The sequence below is a fragment of the Streptomyces sp. yr375 genome, assembly GCF_900110755.1.
GTDB lineage: Bacteria > Actinomycetota > Actinomycetes > Streptomycetales > Streptomycetaceae > Streptomyces.
The window spans coordinates 56,836-75,118 of the sequence record NZ_FOFF01000032.1; the positions used below are offsets into that span (position 1 = coordinate 56,836).

The following is an 18,283-nucleotide window of genomic DNA, read 5'->3' on the forward strand; positions in this document are numbered from 1 at the left end:
TATATGTCATATATGCCGTCAGAACCAGGGGAGTTGCGCCTATGGACCACGAAGCCCTCGCACGGGAGATGCGCGGCCTGCGCGAGCAGGTGGCCGGTATCACCGACACCGCCCTCGCGGCGGCCGACGGGCTGCTCATCGCCGCCGACACCGCCGACTCCATCGACCCGGAGGGCCTCGCCGCCCTCGCCGCGGCCGGCCTCGGCCTCGCCCGCCGCACCGCCGCGGCCACCGCCCGCGGCGCCCTGCACCGCACGGTGGCCTACGGCAGCCACGGCTGCGCCGCGTTCTACGCGGTCGGCGACACCGCGCTGATGGTCGTACTCGGAGACGAGGGCATCGACGTGGAGCGCCTGCACCGGGCGACCCAGCCGGCCCTGCGCCGCATCGACCTGATCCTCACCGCGAAAACCTCCGCGAAAACCTCCGCGAAAGCCCCCGGAGGAGTCTGAAGGGATGGCGACGAAACGTATGACCCCCGGTTTCTCCGACCAGGTGATGGGCCTGGTCAAGGCACTGCGTACGGACGCCCCGGACTGCGTCGCCTCCGGCGTCGTCGACATGGCCACCGGCATGCTGCTCTCCTACGAGACCGTCGACAACCACCCGCCCGAGGTCCTCGACCTGCTCGCGGGCGCGACGCTCGACCTCTTCCAGGGCCGTACGGTCGTGATGATCGAGGACGTCTTCAAGGAGCGGCGCGGGAGCCAGAGCGACAACCACTTCTTTCAGGAGATCCTCGTCAACAGTGAGAACCTCACTCACCTGTTCGTGAGGATGACCGAGCAGCAGGACGTCGTCGCGGTGGTGGTCTGCCGCAAGTCCGTCAACGTGGGGATGCTGTTCGCGCAGGTGCGGAGGGTGGTGCGGGAGTACCGGCTGTGAAACGCCGACGGTCCCTCCCCGAGCCGATCGGGGAGGGACCGCCGTACCGCGTCGCCGCGTGTCTATGCCGCGTGTCTATTCCGTGCGCAGGCCGTCCGGGCGCAGCAGCCGCATCAGCGGCGGCAGGCTCAGCAGCGTCACCAGCAGGACGACCGCCGCACCGCAGCCGGTCATCGCCAGCACGCTCGACCAGTCGACGGCCACCGTCGTGGCGGTCATCTTCAGCAGCACCGCGCCCAGCGTGAGCCCCACCGCCAGGGCCAGCAGCAGGCCCAGCGCGATCGGGATCGCCGTCTGCCACAGCACCGACAGGCCCAGGGTGCGCCGCCGGGTGCCGAAGGCGACCAGTGACGACAGCAGCTTGCGCCGCTCACGCAACTGCTCCAACTGCGAGACCAGCAGGCTCGCCCCGATCAGCGCCAGCACCGCGGCGGCGCCGACGAGCAGTCCGGTGCGGATGGAGGTGAACGTGCGGTCCTCCTCGGTGCTGGCCCAGTTCATCGGGCTGGCCAGCGGATCCACCTGGTACGCCGTGTTGCGGGCGTACTCGAACGCGTCGGGCACGGACTCGTCGATCGAGAGGTAGAGCTGACCGCGGACCGACTTCTCGGCCGCCTTGGGCAGCGCGCTCGGCGTCATCAGGAAGCCGCCGCGCTCGTAGTCCGTCAGGCCCTGGAACGCCTGGGCCGTGGCGAGGCCCGCGGGGACGGTCCAGACGACGTCCTTGTGGTCCTTGGCGGAGGACGCGTCGAAGTACAGCTTCTTGCCGGGCTTGTTCAGCTCCTGCCCTTCGGGGGCGTAGTCGGCGCCGTCGATCACGAACATGTCGCCGTCCTTGCACGAGGGCAGCTTCGCCACCTCGCGCAGCGCCGAGCAGTCGCCCACGGTCAGGTCGGCGAGCGTGTCCGGGCCGTCCTGGGTGTTCCAGGAGGAGTCGCCGAGGTAGCCCTCCCACAGGGCCGTGACCTTCCGGACGCCCTTGGTGTCGGTGAACTTCTTGGCGGTCGCGGCCGGTTGGGCCCCGTCCGGCACGGTGATCTCGAGCTGCGCCCGGTTGAGGTCCTTGCCGGTGGACTTGGCGTACTCGCTGTCCACGCCCGCGAACAGCATCTGGAGCGCGATCGCCCCGGCCACCGCCACCGCGATGCCGTTGACCATCCGGGCCGCCGTACCGCTGCTCAACTGCAGCCGTCGTACGGCCAGTTGCCAGGCGACACCGCCCGAGCCGAGCCGCGCGACGACCGTCTCCACGAGCCAGGGCAGCAGCGCGGTGATCCCGACGAGGAGCAGCAGGACGCCGCCGGTCACCAGGTAGGAGTTGAAGCCCCCGTTGTCGTGGCCCTGCCCGATCATCGGGTAGAGCATCGCGAGTCCGGCCACCGGCATCAGCAGCCGCCACCACAGCCGTCGGCGCGCGGGCTTCGCCGTGCGCACCACGCCGAGCGGCTCGATCACCACACCGCGCAGCGCGAACAGGGTGACCAGGACCGCGGCCGCCGGCACCGCCACCACGACCAACGCGGCCAGCGCCGGGGAGGGGTTGAGGTAGCTGGGCCACACGCTGATGCCCACCAGCTCGACCGTACCCGCCACCTGACGGCCGATCAGGAAGAACACCGTGCCGAGGACCAGGCCCAGCAGCGCGCCGGCCATCGCCTCGCCGGCCGCGATGCGCCGGGTCATCCGGCCGTCGGAACCGATCAGCCGCAGGGCCGCGAGCCTGCGGTCGCGCCGCTCGCCGCCGAACCGCACGGCCGCGGCGATGAACACGGCCACCGGCATCAGCAGCACCACGATGACGACCAGGATCAGCAGGACCAGCACCGGATCGGTGCTCTCCTTCGTCGGGCTCGGGTTCCCGAACTCCTTCAGCCGGTTCACCCCCGAGACGTCGCGGTACGCGGCCAGCCCCGAGTCGCCCGCGTAGTAGGCGAGTTCCTGGGAGCCGACCAGCCCGCTCTCCCCGATGGTCCCGACGACGCGGTACGGCATCCGCTGCCGCAGCAGCGCCGAACCGTCGGCGGCGAGCAGCTTCCTGAGCGCGGGCGAGACGACCATGTCGCCCTTGGCCGGGAACCGGCTCAGGCCGGGCGGCAGCGGGGCGCGCGCCCCTTCGGGCTCCACCAGCCGGCCGCGTACGTCCTTGCCGCGGAACGTCGTGTCGACGTCCGCGATCAGCAGGGTGTCGTCGCCCTTGGCCAGCGGTTCACCGAACTGCCAGTCCAGCCGGGACTGTTCACGGTCGTGGCGGACCGCGAGCGCGGCCGGCACCGCAGTCGTCAGCAGCAGGACCGCCACGCCGAGCCCGACGCCGACGGCCGTCAGCACGGCCCGGATCCAGCCCTCCCGCCCGCCGGCGAACGCGAACCGGACCCCCATCCCCAGGTCCCTGGACCACTGGCGCAGGCTCATACGACCCGCTCCATGTCCCGCGACTTCCCGTCCCGTACGACTATCTCGCGGTCGGAGTAGGCCGCCACCCGCGCCTCGTGCGTGACGAGGACGACGGCCGCGTTGGCCGTCCGGGCGGCCTCGGTGAGCAGTTCCATCACGCGCTCGCCGTTGAGCGAGTCCAGCGCGCCGGTCGGCTCGTCGGCGAACACCAGGCGGGGGCTGGTGACGAGCGAGCGCGCGACGGCCACCCGCTGCCCCTGCCCGCCGGACACCTCGCCGGGCCGCTGCCTGCCGATGTCGTCGACCTCAAGCCGCTCCATCCAGCCCAGGGCGGTGCGCTCGGCCTGCTTGCGCGGGGTGCCGTTCAGCCGCAGCGGCAGCGCCACGTTCTCCACGCAGGTCAGTTCCGGCACGAGCTGCCCGAACTGGAACACGAACCCGAACTCCGAGCGCCGCAACTGACTGCGCTGTGCGTCGCTCATCGTCGCGAGCTCCCTGCCGTCGTACAGGATCGAACCCGAGTCGGGCGTCACGATGCCGGCGAGGCAGTGCAGCAGCGTCGACTTGCCGGACCCGGACGGGCCCATCACCGCGACGACCTCGCCGGGGTGGATGGAGAACTCGGCGCCGTCCAGCGCCAGCGTCGGGCCGTACGCCTTGCGCAGGTTCTCGGCGACGAGCAGGGATCCCCCGGGGGCGTTCACGCGATCACCGCGGCCTTCAGTTTGTCGAGGCGCGCGGCGGCGAGCTCCAGCCAGCGCAGGTCGGCCTCGAGGTGGAACAGGGCGTGGTCACAGATCAACTGGTCGGCCAGGTCGCCCCGGCGCTTGCGGTCCGTGAGGATGCGCATGCTGCGCAGGTGCTCGGAGCGCTGCGTGTCGAGGATGTCGGCCGCGTCGCGGTGGGTGAGCAGCGCGAGGACGATCTTGGTGTAAAGCGTCGACTGCAGATACGGCTCGGGCTTCTCGGGCGTCCCGAGCCATTGCTCTACGTCGGTGACGCCGGCGTCGGTGATCGCGTACCGCTTGCGCTCGGGACCGCCGCCGGCCTCGATCCCGTCGACCTCGACGAGCCCGTTCTTCAACAGCCGCGACATCGTCGAGTAGACCTGGCCGTAGTGCAGAGGCCGGTCGTGACCGAACTTCTCGTCAAAGGCCCGCTTGAGGTCGTAACCGTGGCGGGGTCCGGACTCCAGGAGTCCCAGAAGGGTGTGACCGATGGACATGAACACGACTGTACACGCGGTGTATACCCGGTGTGTATAGGTGTGAGGTGGGGGTGGTGGCGAGGGTGTGGGGGTGAGGGTGGGTGTGCAGGTGGGGGCCGATTGTCACTGTTCTGCAACAGGCCGGTGGTTGGTATTTCAGCCCGTCTGGGGGCACCCCCTCTGGGGGAGTTTGAGGACGAGGCCGTTCAGGCCGACGGGGGTCTGGGGGCGGAGCCCCCAGGGGGGCGCCCGCGACGAGGCAACGGACCCGTGTCGCCGGGCAGCCGCCCCGCCTCCTTCAAGGCCCTCCGCAGCAGAAACTCGATCTGCGCGTTGGCGGACCGCAGGTCGTCCCCGGCCCACCGCGCCAACGCCTCGTACACCAAGGGATCCAGCCGCAGCAACACCTGCTTGCGCTGCGGCCGCCCTCGCGGAGCGCCTTGTGGGGCCGGCCCCTCAAAGGGATCGGAGGGAACCGTCATTGGTAGAGGGTTCCGGTGTTCAGGACCGGCTGGGGCGCCCGGTCCCCGCACAGCACCACCATCAGGTTGGACACCATCGCCGCCTTCCGCTCGTCGTCCAGCTCCACGATGCCCTGCTCGGAGATCCGTGCGAGCGCCGCCTCGACCATCCCCACCGCCCCGTCCACGATCTCCCGCCGCGCCGCGACCACCGCACCCGCCTGCTGCCGCTGGAGCATCGCCGAGGCGATCTCGGGAGCGTACGCGAGGTGGGTGAAGCGGGACTCGATGATCCGCACCCCGGCCGCCGCCACACGCGCGTGCAGTTCGACGGCGAGCTTCTCGGTGATCTCCTCGGCGTTGCCGCGCAGCGAGAGCCCCTCCTCGTCGTGGGAGTCGTAGGGGTACTCGATGGCGATGTGCCGGACGGCCGCCTCGGTCTGGGTGGCGACGAACTCCAGGAAGTCGTCCACCTCGAAGCTGGCCTGCGCGGTGTCCTGCACGTTCCACACCACGACCGCGGCGAGTTCGATCGGGTTGCCGTAGGCGTCGTTGACCTTCAGGACGGCCGTCTCGTGATTGCGCACCCGGGTGGAGATCTTCGCGCGGGAGGTGAAGGGGTTCACCCAGCGCAGCCCGTCCTCCCGGATGGTGCCCCGGTAGCGGCCGAAGAGCTGCACCACGCGGGCCTCGCCCGGCGCGACCGTGTTCAGCCCGCACATCGCGAGGAACGCGGCGAGGCCGACCAGGATGCCGCCGGTGATCAGCGCGGCCTTGGGGCCGGTCGCGGTCACGGCGCTGGCCGCGGCGATCATCCCGCCGCCCGCCAGCAGCCCGGCCAGCCCGAGCAGCAGCGCGAGCCCGCCGCCCACGCTGTGCGCGGGAAACTCCCGCACGCTCGGCGCGGGCATCTCGGGCACGTCGATGCCGTCGGCGGCTCCTTCGGCGGTGGCCGAGGGGCCGGTCGAGGGATCGGGCGCGGATGTCGGCGCGGAGGTGGATGTGGACATGATGGATCCCCGTTCTGTAGAGCTAGCGACTGCCTAGCTAAGTGATATCACTTTATCGCGTCGCGGCAACCCTGCACCCCTCTCGAACGTCGAATCGGTGGGGACCTTCCGCCGGTTCCACCGGACGGGGTGCTGATTCTCACGCCCCGTTGAGACCGGATCGTGAACGCCCCGTCATAGAGAGCGGTGTTAGTTTTCGAAGCTGACCTGCCCCTGCCCACGGGCACTGGTGTGACTGCCGAGTAGGAAGCGGAGCGAGCGGACTCATGGGACGAGCGGAAGAGAGACGAGCGCGACAGCGCGGTGGCCGCCGCGCGGCGCCCAGGAACCGCTCGGCGGAGACGGAGTCGGTGGCACCCACCGCAGCCGGGCCCGAGACCGGATCCGGGACCAGGACGGGGACCAGAACCGAAACCAGGTCCGAGACCAGGTCGGAGACCAGATCCGAGTCCGGGTCCGAGTCCGGGTCCGACAGCAGACCTGAGACCGGGGGCCGGGCCGCCGCCCGCAGGGGCGCGAAGAAGAGCGGCAAGGCCGGCAAGGGCGGCAAGGCCGGTAAGAAGGACAAGAGCCTCATACGCCGGATCTTCACCTGGAAGAAGATCCTCGGCACCTTCCTCGGCCTGACCGTCGCCGTCATCGGCGGCCTGGTCTGGCTGTACATGAGCACGCCGATCCCCAAGGGCAACCCCGACGCCGACCTCCAGAGCAACGTCTACAAGTACGGCAACGGCGCGATCCTCGCCCGCGACGGCGACGTCAACCGGGAGAACGTCGACCTCTCGAAGGTCCCCAAGGAGGTCCAGCACACCTTCGTCGCCGCGGAGAACAAGACGTTCTACGGCGACAACGGCGTCGACCTCAAGGGCACCGCCCGCGGTGTCCTCAACACCCTCATGGGCAAGGGCGCGCAGGGCGGTTCGACGATCACCCAGCAGTACGTCAAGAACTACTACCTGACGCAGGAACAGACCGTCACGCGCAAGCTGAAGGAACTGGTCATCTCGCTGAAGCTGGACCGCGAGCAGTCCAAGGACTACATCCTGGCCGGCTACATCAACACCAGCTACTACGGCCGCGGCGCCTACGGCATCCAGGCCGCCGCCCAGGCCTACTACCGCGTCGACGCCGACCAGCTCAACGTCGAACAGGGCGCCTACCTCGCCGCGCTGCTCCAGGCCCCCAGCCAGTACGACTGGACCTCCGCCTCCGACACCGGCAAGCGGCTGGTCACGGCCCGCTGGAACTACGTCCTCGACAACATGGTCGGACAGGACTGGCTCGACAAGTCCAAGCGCGACGCCATGACGTTCCCGGTCCCCAAGGACCCCAAGGCCGCCCCCGGCAAGGAGGGCCAGGTCGGCTACCTCGTCGACGCGGCCAACGCCGAACTGGCCAGGCAGCTCGTCGCCAACGGCACCGCCGACGACTTCGAGGCGGCCACGGCCCTGGTCAGCAAGGGCGGCTGGAACATCCAGCTCAACATCGACAAGGGCAAGCAGAAGGCGCTGGAGACGTCCGTCAAGGACCAGCTCACCAGCAAGCTGGACAAGAAGAAGCGCTCGGTCGACGGCGACGTCCAGGCCGGCGCGGTGTCGGTGAACCCGAAGACCGGCGCGGTCGAGGCGATGTACGGCGGTGTCGGCTACACCGAGCACTACCTCAACAACGCCACCCGCGCCGACTACCAGCCCGCCTCCACCTTCAAGCCGGTGATCCTCGCCGCGGCCTTCGACAAGAACGCCGTGACACAGGACGACGACAAGATCACCGCCAACACGATCTACGACGGCACCAGCAAGCGCCCGGTCGTCGGCAGCGACATCGGCTTCGCCCCGGAGAACGAGGACGACCAGGACTACGGCGACGTCACCGTCCAGACGGCGCTGAACAAGTCCATCAACTCCGTCTTCGCGCAGATGGGCGTGGACGTCGGCATGGACAAGGTGCTCCAGGTCGCCGACCAGCTCGGCATGGACACCAAGGACCTCAAGGCGGTGCCGGCCCAGACCCTCGGCACCATGGGCGCGAGCCCCCTCCAGATGGCCGGTGTCTACGCGACCCTCGACAACCACGGCAAGCAGGTCACCCCGGCGATCATCAAGTCGGCCGAGAACAGCCTTTACCCGTCGTTCAAGCACACCCCGCCCGTCGGCGAGCAGGTCATCTCCCGCGAGGCCGCCGACTCGGTCACCTCCATCCTCACCGGCGTGGTCGACGACGGTACGGCCAAGAAGTCCGTACGGGACAACCCGCTGCGCAAGGGCCAGAAGGTCGCGGGCAAGACCGGCACCTCCGACAACAACAAGTCGGCCTGGTTCACCGGTTACACGCCCGACCTGGTGACCTCGGTCGGCCTGTTCGGTGAGGACGCCAAGACGCACGCCCAGGTCCCCCTGACCGGCGCGACCGGTCTGATCAGCGAGGGCGGCGGCCGTATCAACGGTGGCGGCTACCCGGCGCAGATCTGGGCGGCGTACACCTTCGGCGTCTCCACCAAGGTCAGCAAGTTCGACCTGGAGACCGACCAGGGCGCGGCGGTCCAGACGGCCTCGCCGTCCCCGACGACGTCCCCGTCGCCGAGCACCTCCCCGTCCGCCAAGCCGTCGAACACCGTCAAACCGACGGACACGGTCACGCCGACGGACACGGTCACCCCGACCGACACCACGACCCCGACGGACACCCCGACGACCGGGCTCCCGACGGACGGCACACCGACGACACCGAACACCCAGACCCCGTCGACAGGCCCGGCGAACACGGACGGTCCGCTCCTCGGCCAGTAGCGCGCACGGGAACGCGAACGCGACAGTGGGGCGCCCGGTGAACACCGGGCGCCCCACTGTTTGTGCTCTCAGCCGTGCGGGACTGTGTGTCCTACGGCCGATTCAGCTCGAACCACACCACCTTGCCGGTGCTGAGCCGGGTGGCCCCCCACCGCCGGGCGAGCCGGTTGACGAGGTACAGGCCGCGCCCGCCCTCGTCGGTGGCCCGCGCCTGCCGCAGCCGGGGCAGTTGCGGCACGTCGTCCCCGACCTCGCAGCGCAGTACGTCGGTGCGCAGCAGCCGCAGGGTGACCGGCCGCGTGGCGTACCGCACCGCGTTGGTGACGACCTCGCTGACCAGCAGCTCGACGGAGTCGGACATGTCCTCCATGCCCCAGCGGGACAGCGCCCGCCGGGCCAGCCGGCGGGCCCGGCCGGGAGCCGCGTCCTCCGGCTCCAGGACCCAGTACCCGACGTCGCTCGGCGCGATCCCGTCGAACCGGGCGGCGAGCAGCGCGATGTCGTCGTCCCGGTCGCCGGGGCCGAGCATGTCGAGCACCTCGTCGCAGAGGGCCTCGAGGGGCGGCGGATGATCCGGACCGGTCAGCGCGGCGGTCGCGGCGAGCTTCTCGCGGAGCTGCTCTATGCCGGTCGCCACGTCCCGCAGCCGGGACTCGACCAGGCCGTCGGTGTACAGCAGCAGCGTCGCCCCGGCGGGCGCGTCGAGCTCCACCGCCTCGAAGTCGACGCCGCCGACGCCGATCGGCGCGCCCGGCGGCACCCGCAGCACCTCCGCACGGCCGCCCAGGTGCAGCAGGATGGGCGGCGGGTGGCCCGCGTTGGCGATGGTGATGCGATGCGACACCGGGTCGTAGACCGCGTACAGGCAGGTCGCCATGCGGTCCGTGCCCAGCCGCTGGGCCTGTTCGTCGAGGTGGTGCAGGACTTCCTGCGGGGGCAGGTCGAGGCCTGCCAGCGTCTGCGCCGTCGTGCGCAACTGGCCCATGATGGCCGCCGACGTCATGGAGTGCCCCATGACGTCGCCCACCACCAGCGCCACCCGGCTGCCGGGCAGCGGGATGGCGTCGTACCAGTCGCCGCCGACCCGCGCCGTCTCCGCCGCGGGCAGGTAGCGGGACGCCAGCCGTACGCCCGTGGGGCGCGGCAGGGTCTCCGGCAGCATCGTGCGCTGCAACTCGTCGGCGATGTACGCCTCGCGGTCGTACAGCACCGCCTTGTCGATGCCGAGCGCGCTGTGCGTGGCGAGCTGGGCGGCGACCAGCAGGTCGTCGTTCTCGAACGGGAGGCGTTCCGGACGGCGCAGGAAGACCGCGGCGCCGATCACCCGGCGCCGGCCCCGCAACGGGGCCAGGATCGCCCGCTGGCCGCCCGGTACGACCAACGTACTGTCCTCGCCAAGGAGTTCGGGCAGTGCGGCGCGCGCGGCCGGATTGTCCGCGAACACCGGACGCACCCCGCGCAGCACCTCCGCGAGCGCCCCGCCGGGCCGCACCTCGCACAGCTCCGCGATCGCGGCCGACAGTTCGGCGGTCAGCTCCGCCGGCTCGGGGGCCGGCAGCGCCAGCGACGCGAAGCCGTTCTCGGCGTCCCGCTCCTCCGGGATCCGGTCGGTGCGGCGCAGCCGCAGCATGATGCGGTCCGCGGCGGGCCGCTCGTCACCGACGGGCAGCGGGTCGCGCAGATAGACGAGGATCGCGTCGGAGAAGGTCGGCACGGTGGCCCGGCACAGCCCCATCACGATCTCGTCGAGGTCCAGTCCGCGGGCGATCCGCCGGGTCGCGGCGCCCACGAAGCGCAGCCGGTCCCCGTCCCGCCGCATGGGCGTGGGCCGGCCGGGCGTCCCCACGCCGCCGCCGCGCCGGTCCGACCCGCCGACGCCCCGCTCCACCCGCACGTCCGCGCCCGGCTGGGCCGGGATGGACTCGGGCGCGGGGCGCGGCCGGTGGGTGTCGGACTCGGCGGACGCCGACGGCTGGGAGTGCTCGGTGTCGGTGGCGGGACCGGCTTCCGCACCGGCCACCGCATCCTTCCCCGCGGCTCCCGGGCCGCCGCTGCCGCTACCGCCGCCGGTGCCGCTCTGGCTTCCCTTGCCGCCCATGGCGCCCTTTCCGCCCTTGCCGTACGGCGTCGTCGAACCCGAGACGTCGGGCGGTAAGGCGGACGGGCCCACCGCGGGCTCGGGCTCCGGGGTATGCAGGAGTGCCCCACGGGGGTCCGTGGGGTCGACGCCCTGGGGGCGTTCGTAGGAGATGGGCTGCTCCGTCACGCGTGTCGAATCCGTCCGTCCGGGGCTGCGCGCCGCGCGCGCAGTTGGTCCCGCAGGAAACCCGATACCCGGAATACATGTCCCCGGAACGGAATTCCCGCGTGGTCAGAGGTTGTTCCTGTGTCGCCGGTGGACCGCGCGCGACCCTGGGGGCCGACGACGAAGGTCCCGCCTGTGTTGCCCTCGTGCCCCTCGCTCACGTCCTGCCGCCCCTCGGTGACGTTCGGTCAGACCCGGCATCTGATCCGGGAGTTACTGCCAGCGTGCCTTGCGGAGGACGATCCTACGTTTGTTGCCCGGGGGCGCATCAAGGGTCTCATGTGGACATGTGCGCGGGCGTACGGTCCCAGTCCTCCGGCAGCAACGGTACGGCCCAGGACGGATCCGGGCGCCAGTTCTGCCAGCCCTCGTCGAACGGCGGCCCCCAGGCGCCGATCACCTCGACCGCCCTGCGGCCCGCCTCCCGCACCTGTTCGGCGACCGCGGCGTCCATCAGACCGTCCTGCTGGGCCTGCGCGAACTCGTCCTCGTCGCGCCAGCCCCAACTGCGGTTCGGGTAGACGCAGATGTCCAGGAAGTGGTCCTCCGAGTCCACCCCGCCGTCCCAACGGAACAGCGGCTGCTCAAGATTGACGTACCAGTTCTTGAACTGCCAGCCCGGCTCCCAGAACAGCCACACCGACCACGGCTCGCCGGGCCGGGCCAGCTTCAGCACACCGGTGCCGAACCAGTGGTCGCGCTGCACGGTCCGCGGCTTGGTGTACCGGGTGTGCAGCGGCTCTTGGTGCAGCGGTGTGCCGTCCGCGAGCACCGGCCGCACGCACTCCGTGCCGGGGGCCATCCACACGGCCAGCACGTCCTCGTCGTCGCGCACGACGGTGACCGGGCGGGCGATGTGGAAACCCGCCCCGCCGTTCTCCCGGTAGCGCCACAGGATCCGGTCCCCGGGCTCCCAGAAGACCGCCGCACCGCCCGTTCCCACGCGTCTCACCGCTCCACCGTCTGCCATGCACAGATATTAGGTGCCATGGCCATACGACGCTGCGGCGCGCGTCACGGTTCTCGCGCCGGGGGCGCAATGGTTACGGGTGTGTCATCCGCAGGACATCCAGCGCCTCGTCGAGCTGTTCCAGGGTCAGGTCACCGCGTTCCACGTACCCCCCTTCGAGGACGGTCTGCCGGATCGTCTGCCGCTGGGCCAGGGCCTTCTTGGCGACCTTCGCGGCCTCCTCGTACCCGATGTACTTGTTGAGCGGCGTGACCACCGACGGCGAGGACTCGGCGTACTCGCGGGCGCGCTCGCGGTGCGCGACGATCCCGTCGACCGTGCGGTCGGCGAGCAGCCGGGAGACGTTGGCGAGCAGCCGGATCGACTCCAGGACGTTCTTGGCGATCACCGGGAGCATCACGTTCAGCTCGAAGTTGCCGGCGGCTCCGGCGGTGGCGACCGTCGCGTCGTTCCCCACGACCTGCGCGGCGACCATCAGGACCGCCTCCGGGATCACCGGGTTGACCTTGCCGGGCATGATCGAGGAGCCGGGCTGGAGGTCGGGCAGGCTGATCTCGGCCAGTCCGGTACGCGGCCCGGAGGCCATCCACCGCAGGTCGTTGGCGATCTTCGTCAGCCCGACCGCGATGGTCCGCAACTGCCCGCTGGTCTCCACGATCCCGTCGCGCGCGCCCTGCGCCTCGAAGTGGTCGCGCGCCTCCGTCAGCGGCAGTCCGGTGGCCCGGGCGACCTCCTCGATGACGGCGGCGGAGAAGCCGGGCGGCGTGTTGATCCCGGTGCCGACGGCGGTGCCGCCCAATGGCAGCTCGGCGAGCCGGGGGAGCGAGGCGCGCAGCCGCTCGACGCCGTACCGCACCTGCGCGGCGTACCCGCCGAACTCCTGGCCCAGGGTGACGGGTGTGGCGTCCATGAGGTGTGTCCGCCCCGACTTCACGACGTCGGCGAACTCCTGCGACTTGCGCTCCAGGGAAGCCGCCAGATGCTCCAGGGCGGGCACGAGATCGCGCGTGACGGCGGCGGTGGCGGCGATGTGGATCGAGGAGGGGAAGACGTCGTTGGACGACTGTGACGCGTTCACATGGTCGTTGGGATGCACACCGCTGCCGAGCCGCTCGCTCGCCAGTGTGGCGATTACTTCATTGGCATTCATGTTGGACGACGTACCGGAACCTGTCTGGAACACGTCGACCGGGAAGTGGGCGTCCCAGGTGCCCTCGGCGACCTCTTCGGCCGCCTCCTGGATGGCGTCGGCGATGTCCTTGTCGAGCACTCCCAGCCCGGCGTTGACCTTCGCCGCGGCGCCCTTGATCCGGGCGAGGGCCTCGATGTGGGACCGCTCGAGGCGCTGGCCGGACACCGGGAAGTTCTCCACGGCCCGCTGGGTCTGGGCGCGCCACTTGGCCTCGACGGGGACGCGTACCTCGCCCATGGAGTCGTGCTCGATCCGGTATTCGCTCATGTCCCGTTCAGCGAATGGGACGGCCGGAATGTTCCGGGATCCGGCAGGGTCCACCGTACGAGTGACGCTCTGTGACCCAGGTCTCATCGAGGCCGTGCAGCAGAAGCGGGCGGGTCCGCGTCGAGGAGGGGTGACAGGAAGGGAGGAGCGTGTGGAGACGGACTTCCAGGAATTCGTGGCCGCTCGGTCGGCCGCGTTGTTCCGGGGCGCGCTGGTCCTCACGGGAAACCGTGAGGCGGCCGAGGACCTGGTCCAGGAGACGCTGGAGAAGGCCTGCCGCAAATGGCGCACCATCGCTGCGAAGGACGCTCCGGACGCCTACGTCCGGCGGATCATGGTGAACCTGGCCAACGACCGCTGGCGGAGATTCCGACGCCTGACCACGACTCCCCATTCCGAGGGCGGCGACAAGGCCGCCCCCGGGGACGAGTACGGACAGGTCGACAGCAGGGACCAGTTACTGCGCGCACTGCAGCAACTGCCCATGCGGATGCGGACGGTGGTGGTACTGCGATACTTCGAGGATCTCTCGGACGGCGAGATCGCGGCCGACCTCGGCATATCGCCGAGCACGGTGCGCTCCCAGTTGGCCCGGGGCATCGAGAAACTCCGAAGTCAGTTCCCCGCACTCTCCAGCCCTTCACCGATGCGGCACAGGGAAGGAATCCGATGACCTCGTACGGCGATGCGCGGCCTTCCGGCCGCACACCATTCGAAGAGGAACTGACGAACGCCATGAACCGTTTCGCGCACTCCGCCGACGCCCCCGACTTCGACGCGCCGCAGATCGTCCGCAGCGCCCGGCGCCGTCGGACCGCCGGTATCGCCGCCGTCGCCACCGCCCTCATCCTGGCGGGCGGCGGGACGGCCCTGGCCACCTCGGTCGCCAGCAGCGGGAGTTCGACCCCGGCGGCGACCAGCGAGGCCACCGGGAGCGACGCCACCACCATGCTCTACGGAGAGAACCCGACCATCCCGATCGACTTCGCGGGCTGGCGCCTGGACGACGCCAAGACGTACCTCGACAAGACGCAGACCAAGCTCGGCACCGTCACCAGGAAGGCCACCGGGACCTGCAAGCCGGGCTCGGTGATCGGCGTGTCCCCGCATGCCCCGGCGATCGTCCACAACGGCGACACGGTCAGCTTCGTCGTCTGCGCCGGCTGATCTGAGGACGTAGGCCGTCCCAAGACATAGGCCGTCCCACTTGGTAGCGCTGCCGGGTGGGATGGTCATTTTTGTGTTGTCTCGGTCTTGATATGATAAATCCGACTCCGCAACTGGTGAGTAGTGTGCTAGAAATTCCAACATCACTGGGGCGGGTCACCCACCAGAGGCTCCGGTGGACACTCCCCCCACATGGAGCTGTAGTGCCATCCCACTCCGCTTTCCAGTCGCATCACCCTCCAGGCCTGACATCGTTGTCAGTAGCTCTCGTCAGCCGGCACGACACCCAACCGGCCTTCCTCTCCGGCGTCACCGTCCGGCCGGTGCGCGAACCCCACGAGTTCCAGCCGAGCGACGACGTCGTCCTGTTCTACGGCCCCGGCATGGCACGGGAGTTGAGGCGGTTCGCGGACGCGTCGGACGGCCGGCTGCCGCCCGCCGTGGTCCTGGCCCACCGGCTCGACTGGGACGACGTCCGCCTGGCGCTCGACAGCGGAGCCGCCAGCTACCTCCTGGAGAACCGGTACGCCTACCTGCTCGCCGAGGCGCTCCTGTGCACCTCCCGGGGCGCCAGCATCCTGGACCCGGCGATAGCCGCCGAGCAGGTCCGGGTGGCCGCGCGGGCGAGGGCCGAGGAACGGGAGCGGGTGAAGGAGCGAGCGAAGGCCGAGGAGCGAGCGAGGGCCGAGGAGCGGGCGAAGGCCGAGGAGCGCGCCCGCGGTTCGCTGCCGGAGCCCGTGGCGGCCCCCGACCGGCTGTGCCAACTGTCCCGACGGGAACGGCAGGTCATGGACCTGCTGGTCGCCGGGCAGGGGGTCCGTGACGTCGCACAGGAGATGAGCCTGACCGACAAGACGGTCCGCAACTACCTGAGCCGCATCTACACGAAACTCAACGTGCGATGCCGGTCGGAGGCGATCCTGTACTGGCTCGGGCACCTGGACACCAAGGGCGCGGACGTCAGGGCGGACGGAGCGCCGCCCGGCCGGGCGCTGCGCTCGATCTGATCCGGCCGCGGAGAACCTTCGGGCTCTCCGCGGCCGTTCGTTCATCCGCTCGGGGTACGGGCTACGGACTCAGCTATTGATGTTCCACACGCTGGCGACGGGGTCGGGCGCCCGGCGGGTGGCCCACGAGATGGTCCTGCCGCAACCCTGGTTGCGGTAGAAGTTGATGTTGACGCTCGTGCCGTTCTCGACGAAGACGTTGACGCTCGCGCTCTGGCCCGCCCTGACGTTGACGCAGTTGGAGAGGGCGGGGCTGCCGTCCGGGTTGCTGCTCTCGACGTCCACGGAGAGCGTGCCCGCGGGGTACAGCCTGGGGTTGACCACCACGCGGTTGGCATTCGCCGACGCCGGGGCGGCGGCGAGAGCGACCGAGGCCGTTGCGGCGACGATGGCCGCGGGGACGAGCATGCGCGTACGCGCGAGGTTCTTCATTACCGGTCCGTTCTGTGTGGGGGGTGGTCCGGTGTGGGGGTGTGTGGTGCGTGGACGAGAGGGCCGTCCGGCAGAATTCAGCGGCGGATCCGAAATTCCGGGTATTCGAGAATCCGGGGATTCCAGGACCCGCGAATTCAGGGATCCCGGGATGCAAGGATCGTCGAATCCCGGGATCTGAGGCGTCCCCTGCGTTTTCGGATTCAGCCGCCGTAGCTCATGTAATTCAACCGAAGCGCGGTCGTCCTCACCCTTCTCCGGAACCGAGTTTTGCGGTCACCTCGATTATCGAAGGATCGGCCCCGACGGAAATAGAGGCAAATGACCCCAGCCCGTCCGGGGCGCGACACCGGCGGGGTTGAAGGGGCGGAGCCCCTAGAGATGGGATGGGTCGGGTAGGGGCGGCGGGGGCGAGATTCCCCCGGCCGCCCCGAATTGCTAAGCGAGCCCAGGGCCCCGGACCGGAATGGACGTGAACGTCGGCTGGGGTGCGGGGTCTTTGAAGAAGTCGTTGCCCTTGTCGTCGACGACGACGAATGCCGGGAAGTCCTCGACCTCGATCTTCCAGACCGCCTCCATGCCGAGTTCCTCGTACTCGACGACCTCGACCTTCTTGATGCAGTCCTGGGCGAGGCGCGCGGCCGGGCCGCCGATGGAGCCGAGGTAGAAACCGCCGTGGCTGCCGCAGGCGTCGGTGACCTGCTGTGAGCGGTTGCCCTTGGCGAGCATGACCTTGGAGCCGCCCGCCGCCTGGAACTGCTCGACGTAGGAGTCCATACGGCCGGCGGTCGTCGGCCCGAAGGAGCCGGAGGCGTAGCCCTCGGGGGTCTTGGCCGGACCCGCGTAGTACACCGGGTGGTCCTTCAGGTACTGCGGCATCTCCTCGCCCGCGTCGAGGCGTTCCTTGATCTTGGCGTGCGCGATGTCACGGGCCACGACCAGCGGACCGGAGAGGGAGAGCCGGGTCTTCACCGGGTACTTGGTCAGCTCGGCGAGGATGCCGTCCATCGGCTGGTTCAGGTCGATCCGGACGACGTCGCCCTCGGTCTCCAGGTGCTCGTCGGTGGTGTCCGGCAGGAAGCGGGCCGGGTCGGTCTCCAACTGCTCCAGGAAGACGCCCTCGGCGGTGATCTTCGCGACCGCCTGCCGGTCGGCGGAGCAGGACACGGCGATGGCGACCGGGCAGGACGCGCCGTGCCGTGGCAGGCGCACCACGCGGACGTCGTGGCAGAAGTACTTGCCGCCGAACTGCGCGCCGATCCCGATCCGCTGGGTCAGCTCGAAGACCTTCTCCTCCAACTCCTGGTCCCGGAAGCCGTGTCCGAGCGGCGAACCCTCGGCCGGGATCTCGTCCAGGTAGTGCGCCGAGGCGTACTTGGCGGTCTTCAGCGCGAACTCGGCCGACGTGCCGCCGACGACGATCGCCAGGTGGTACGGCGGGCAGGCGGACGTGCCCAGTGAACGGATCTTCTCCTCCAGGAACTTCATCATGGAGGCCTCGTTCAGGACCGCCTTCGTCTCCTGGTAGAGGAACGACTTGTTGGCCGAGCCGCCGCCCTTGGCCATGAACAGGAACTTGTACGCGCCGCCGTCGGTGGCGTACAGCTCGATCTGGGCCGGGAGGTTGGAGCCGGTGTTCTTCTCGTCCCACATGGTGAGCGGGGCCATCTGCGAGTAGCGCAGGTTGAGGTTCAGGTACGCGTCGTAGATGCCGCGCGACAGGGCCTTCTCGTCCTCACCTTCGGTGAGGACGTTCTGTCCGCGCTTGCCCATGACGATCGCCGTACCGGTGTCCTGGCACATGGGGAGCACGCCGGCGGCCGCGATGTTCGCGTTCTTCAGGAGGTCCAGCGCGACGAACTTGTCGTTCCCGGAGGCCTCCGGGTCGTCGATGATGCGCCGCAACTGGGCCAGGTGCGCGGGCCGCAGGTAGTGCTGGATGTCGTGGACGGCCTCCTCGGCGAGCTTGCGCAGCGCCTCCGGCTCCACCTTGAGGAACGTCCGCCCGTCGGCCTCGAAGGTGGAGACACCCTCGGCGGTCACCAGCCGGTAGGGGGTGGTGTCCTCTCCCATGGGGAGCAGATCGGTGTACGCGAACTCAGGCATCTCGCCCATTCCTCACTCGACAGACAGCGGCCGCCTCCATTGGCGGGCGCTCACCAGCGTAGGACCTGCCGCTGACAGCGAGCTTGTGAGG

16 protein-coding genes are annotated in these 18,283 nt (G+C 70.0%); 6 read left to right on the plus strand and 10 right to left on the minus strand.

Features of this window, described 5'->3' with window-relative positions; translation table 11 throughout:
* The first annotated feature begins 41 nt into the window (after positions 1-41).
* Together BMZ82_RS26750 and BMZ82_RS26755 are read left to right on the plus strand one after the other, a co-directional pair.
* Positions 42-452: a roadblock/LC7 domain-containing protein gene (locus tag BMZ82_RS26750; RefSeq protein ID WP_177244680.1), complete on the plus strand. Its 411-nt coding sequence runs from the start codon at positions 42-44 to the stop codon at positions 450-452.
* 4 nt (positions 453-456) lie between these two features.
* Positions 457-885, plus strand: a complete 429-nt coding sequence (locus tag BMZ82_RS26755; protein ID WP_093779961.1) for a hypothetical protein — start codon at positions 457-459, stop codon at positions 883-885.
* 75 nt (positions 886-960) lie between these two features.
* On the opposite strand, the gene BMZ82_RS26760 is transcribed toward BMZ82_RS26755, so the two are convergent.
* The 5 genes from BMZ82_RS26760 to BMZ82_RS26780 form a co-directional block, all read right to left on the minus strand.
* Positions 961-3,297, minus strand: coding sequence for an FtsX-like permease family protein (locus BMZ82_RS26760; protein ID WP_093779962.1), 2,337 nt, complete (start codon positions 3,295-3,297; stop codon positions 961-963).
* Positions 3,294-3,983, minus strand: coding sequence for an ABC transporter ATP-binding protein (locus tag BMZ82_RS26765; RefSeq protein WP_093779963.1), 690 nt, complete (start codon positions 3,981-3,983; stop codon positions 3,294-3,296). The genes BMZ82_RS26760 and BMZ82_RS26765 overlap by 4 nt, the downstream gene beginning before the upstream one ends.
* Positions 3,980-4,504 carry a PadR family transcriptional regulator gene (locus BMZ82_RS26770; RefSeq protein ID WP_093779998.1) on the minus strand — a complete coding sequence of 175 codons (525 nt, stop codon included), beginning with the start codon at positions 4,502-4,504 and terminating at the stop codon, positions 3,980-3,982. Before BMZ82_RS26770 ends, BMZ82_RS26765 begins: the two co-directional genes overlap by 4 nt.
* 188 nt (positions 4,505-4,692) lie before the next feature.
* Entirely contained in the window at positions 4,693-4,968 is a 276-nt protein-coding gene (locus BMZ82_RS42050) for a type II toxin-antitoxin system antitoxin (RefSeq protein WP_093779964.1), read from the minus strand.
* Positions 4,965-5,858: an SPFH domain-containing protein gene (locus tag BMZ82_RS26780; RefSeq protein WP_093779999.1), complete on the minus strand. Its 894-nt coding sequence runs from the start codon at positions 5,856-5,858 to the stop codon at positions 4,965-4,967. The genes BMZ82_RS42050 and BMZ82_RS26780 overlap by 4 nt, the downstream gene beginning before the upstream one ends.
* 365 nt (positions 5,859-6,223) lie before the next feature.
* On the opposite strand from BMZ82_RS26780, the gene BMZ82_RS26785 reads away from it, so the two are divergent.
* Complete coding sequence (locus BMZ82_RS26785) at positions 6,224-8,746, plus strand: transglycosylase domain-containing protein (RefSeq protein ID WP_177244681.1); 2,523 nt, start codon at positions 6,224-6,226, stop codon at positions 8,744-8,746.
* A 91-nt stretch (positions 8,747-8,837) separates the two neighbouring features.
* Here the strand turns inward: BMZ82_RS26785 and BMZ82_RS26790 are convergent, their stop codons facing one another.
* The 3 genes from BMZ82_RS26790 to BMZ82_RS26800 form a co-directional block, all read right to left on the minus strand.
* Entirely contained in the window at positions 8,838-11,012 is a 2,175-nt protein-coding gene (locus tag BMZ82_RS26790) for a SpoIIE family protein phosphatase (RefSeq protein WP_093779966.1), read from the minus strand.
* A 316-nt stretch (positions 11,013-11,328) separates the two neighbouring features.
* Entirely contained in the window at positions 11,329-12,021 is a 693-nt protein-coding gene (locus tag BMZ82_RS26795) for a cytidylyl-2-hydroxypropylphosphonate hydrolase (protein ID WP_093779967.1), read from the minus strand.
* Between the two features lie 73 nt (positions 12,022-12,094).
* Entirely contained in the window at positions 12,095-13,480 is a 1,386-nt protein-coding gene (locus BMZ82_RS26800) for a class II fumarate hydratase (RefSeq protein ID WP_093779968.1), read from the minus strand.
* 151 nt (positions 13,481-13,631) lie between these two features.
* On the opposite strand from BMZ82_RS26800, the gene BMZ82_RS26805 reads away from it, so the two are divergent.
* The 3 genes from BMZ82_RS26805 (at position 13,632) to BMZ82_RS26815 (ending at position 15,654) form a co-directional block, all read left to right on the plus strand.
* Entirely contained in the window at positions 13,632-14,153 is a 522-nt protein-coding gene (locus tag BMZ82_RS26805) for a SigE family RNA polymerase sigma factor (protein WP_093779969.1), read from the plus strand.
* 62 nt (positions 14,154-14,215) lie between these two features.
* Positions 14,216-14,647: a PASTA domain-containing protein gene (locus tag BMZ82_RS26810; protein WP_256252129.1), complete on the plus strand. Its 432-nt coding sequence runs from the start codon at positions 14,216-14,218 to the stop codon at positions 14,645-14,647.
* A gap of 323 nt (positions 14,648-14,970) precedes the next feature.
* The gene (locus tag BMZ82_RS26815) at positions 14,971-15,654 is read left to right on the plus strand and encodes a helix-turn-helix transcriptional regulator (protein ID WP_177244682.1); all 684 of its coding nucleotides are present in this window, start codon (positions 14,971-14,973) and stop codon (positions 15,652-15,654) included.
* A gap of 69 nt (positions 15,655-15,723) precedes the next feature.
* Here BMZ82_RS26815 and BMZ82_RS26820 read toward each other — a convergent pair whose 3' ends face one another.
* Positions 15,724-16,086, minus strand: a complete 363-nt coding sequence (locus BMZ82_RS26820; RefSeq protein ID WP_093779972.1) for a hypothetical protein — start codon at positions 16,084-16,086, stop codon at positions 15,724-15,726.
* A 438-nt stretch (positions 16,087-16,524) separates the two neighbouring features.
* The gene (locus BMZ82_RS26825; RefSeq protein WP_177244683.1) at positions 16,525-18,192 is read right to left on the minus strand and encodes a fumarate hydratase; all 1,668 of its coding nucleotides are present in this window, start codon (positions 18,190-18,192) and stop codon (positions 16,525-16,527) included.
* Between the last annotated feature and the right edge of the window lie 91 nt (positions 18,193-18,283).

What these genes read in the sequence shown, in the direction of transcription:
- BMZ82_RS26785 (WP_177244681.1), top strand. Translation starts at nt 6,224, where the DNA reads ATGGGACGAGCGGAAGAGAGACGAGCGCGACAGCGCGGTGGCCGCCGC.
- BMZ82_RS26800 (WP_093779968.1), bottom strand. Translation starts at nt 13,480, where the DNA reads ATGAGCGAATACCGGATCGAGCACGACTCCATGGGCGAGGTACGCGTC.
- BMZ82_RS26760 (WP_093779962.1), bottom strand. Translation starts at nt 3,297, where the DNA reads ATGAGCCTGCGCCAGTGGTCCAGGGACCTGGGGATGGGGGTCCGGTTC.
- BMZ82_RS26755 (WP_093779961.1), top strand. Translation starts at nt 457, where the DNA reads ATGGCGACGAAACGTATGACCCCCGGTTTCTCCGACCAGGTGATGGGC.
- BMZ82_RS42050 (WP_093779964.1), bottom strand. Translation starts at nt 4,968, where the DNA reads ATGACGGTTCCCTCCGATCCCTTTGAGGGGCCGGCCCCACAAGGCGCT.
- BMZ82_RS26795 (WP_093779967.1), bottom strand. Translation starts at nt 12,021, where the DNA reads ATGGCAGACGGTGGAGCGGTGAGACGCGTGGGAACGGGCGGTGCGGCG.
- BMZ82_RS26810 (WP_256252129.1), top strand. Translation starts at nt 14,216, where the DNA reads ATGAACCGTTTCGCGCACTCCGCCGACGCCCCCGACTTCGACGCGCCG.
- BMZ82_RS26750 (WP_177244680.1), top strand. Translation starts at nt 42, where the DNA reads ATGGACCACGAAGCCCTCGCACGGGAGATGCGCGGCCTGCGCGAGCAG.
- BMZ82_RS26820 (WP_093779972.1), bottom strand. Translation starts at nt 16,086, where the DNA reads ATGAAGAACCTCGCGCGTACGCGCATGCTCGTCCCCGCGGCCATCGTC.
- BMZ82_RS26825 (WP_177244683.1), bottom strand. Translation starts at nt 18,192, where the DNA reads ATGCCTGAGTTCGCGTACACCGATCTGCTCCCCATGGGAGAGGACACC.
- BMZ82_RS26780 (WP_093779999.1), bottom strand. Translation starts at nt 5,858, where the DNA reads ATGCCCGCGCCGAGCGTGCGGGAGTTTCCCGCGCACAGCGTGGGCGGC.
- BMZ82_RS26770 (WP_093779998.1), bottom strand. Translation starts at nt 4,504, where the DNA reads ATGTCCATCGGTCACACCCTTCTGGGACTCCTGGAGTCCGGACCCCGC.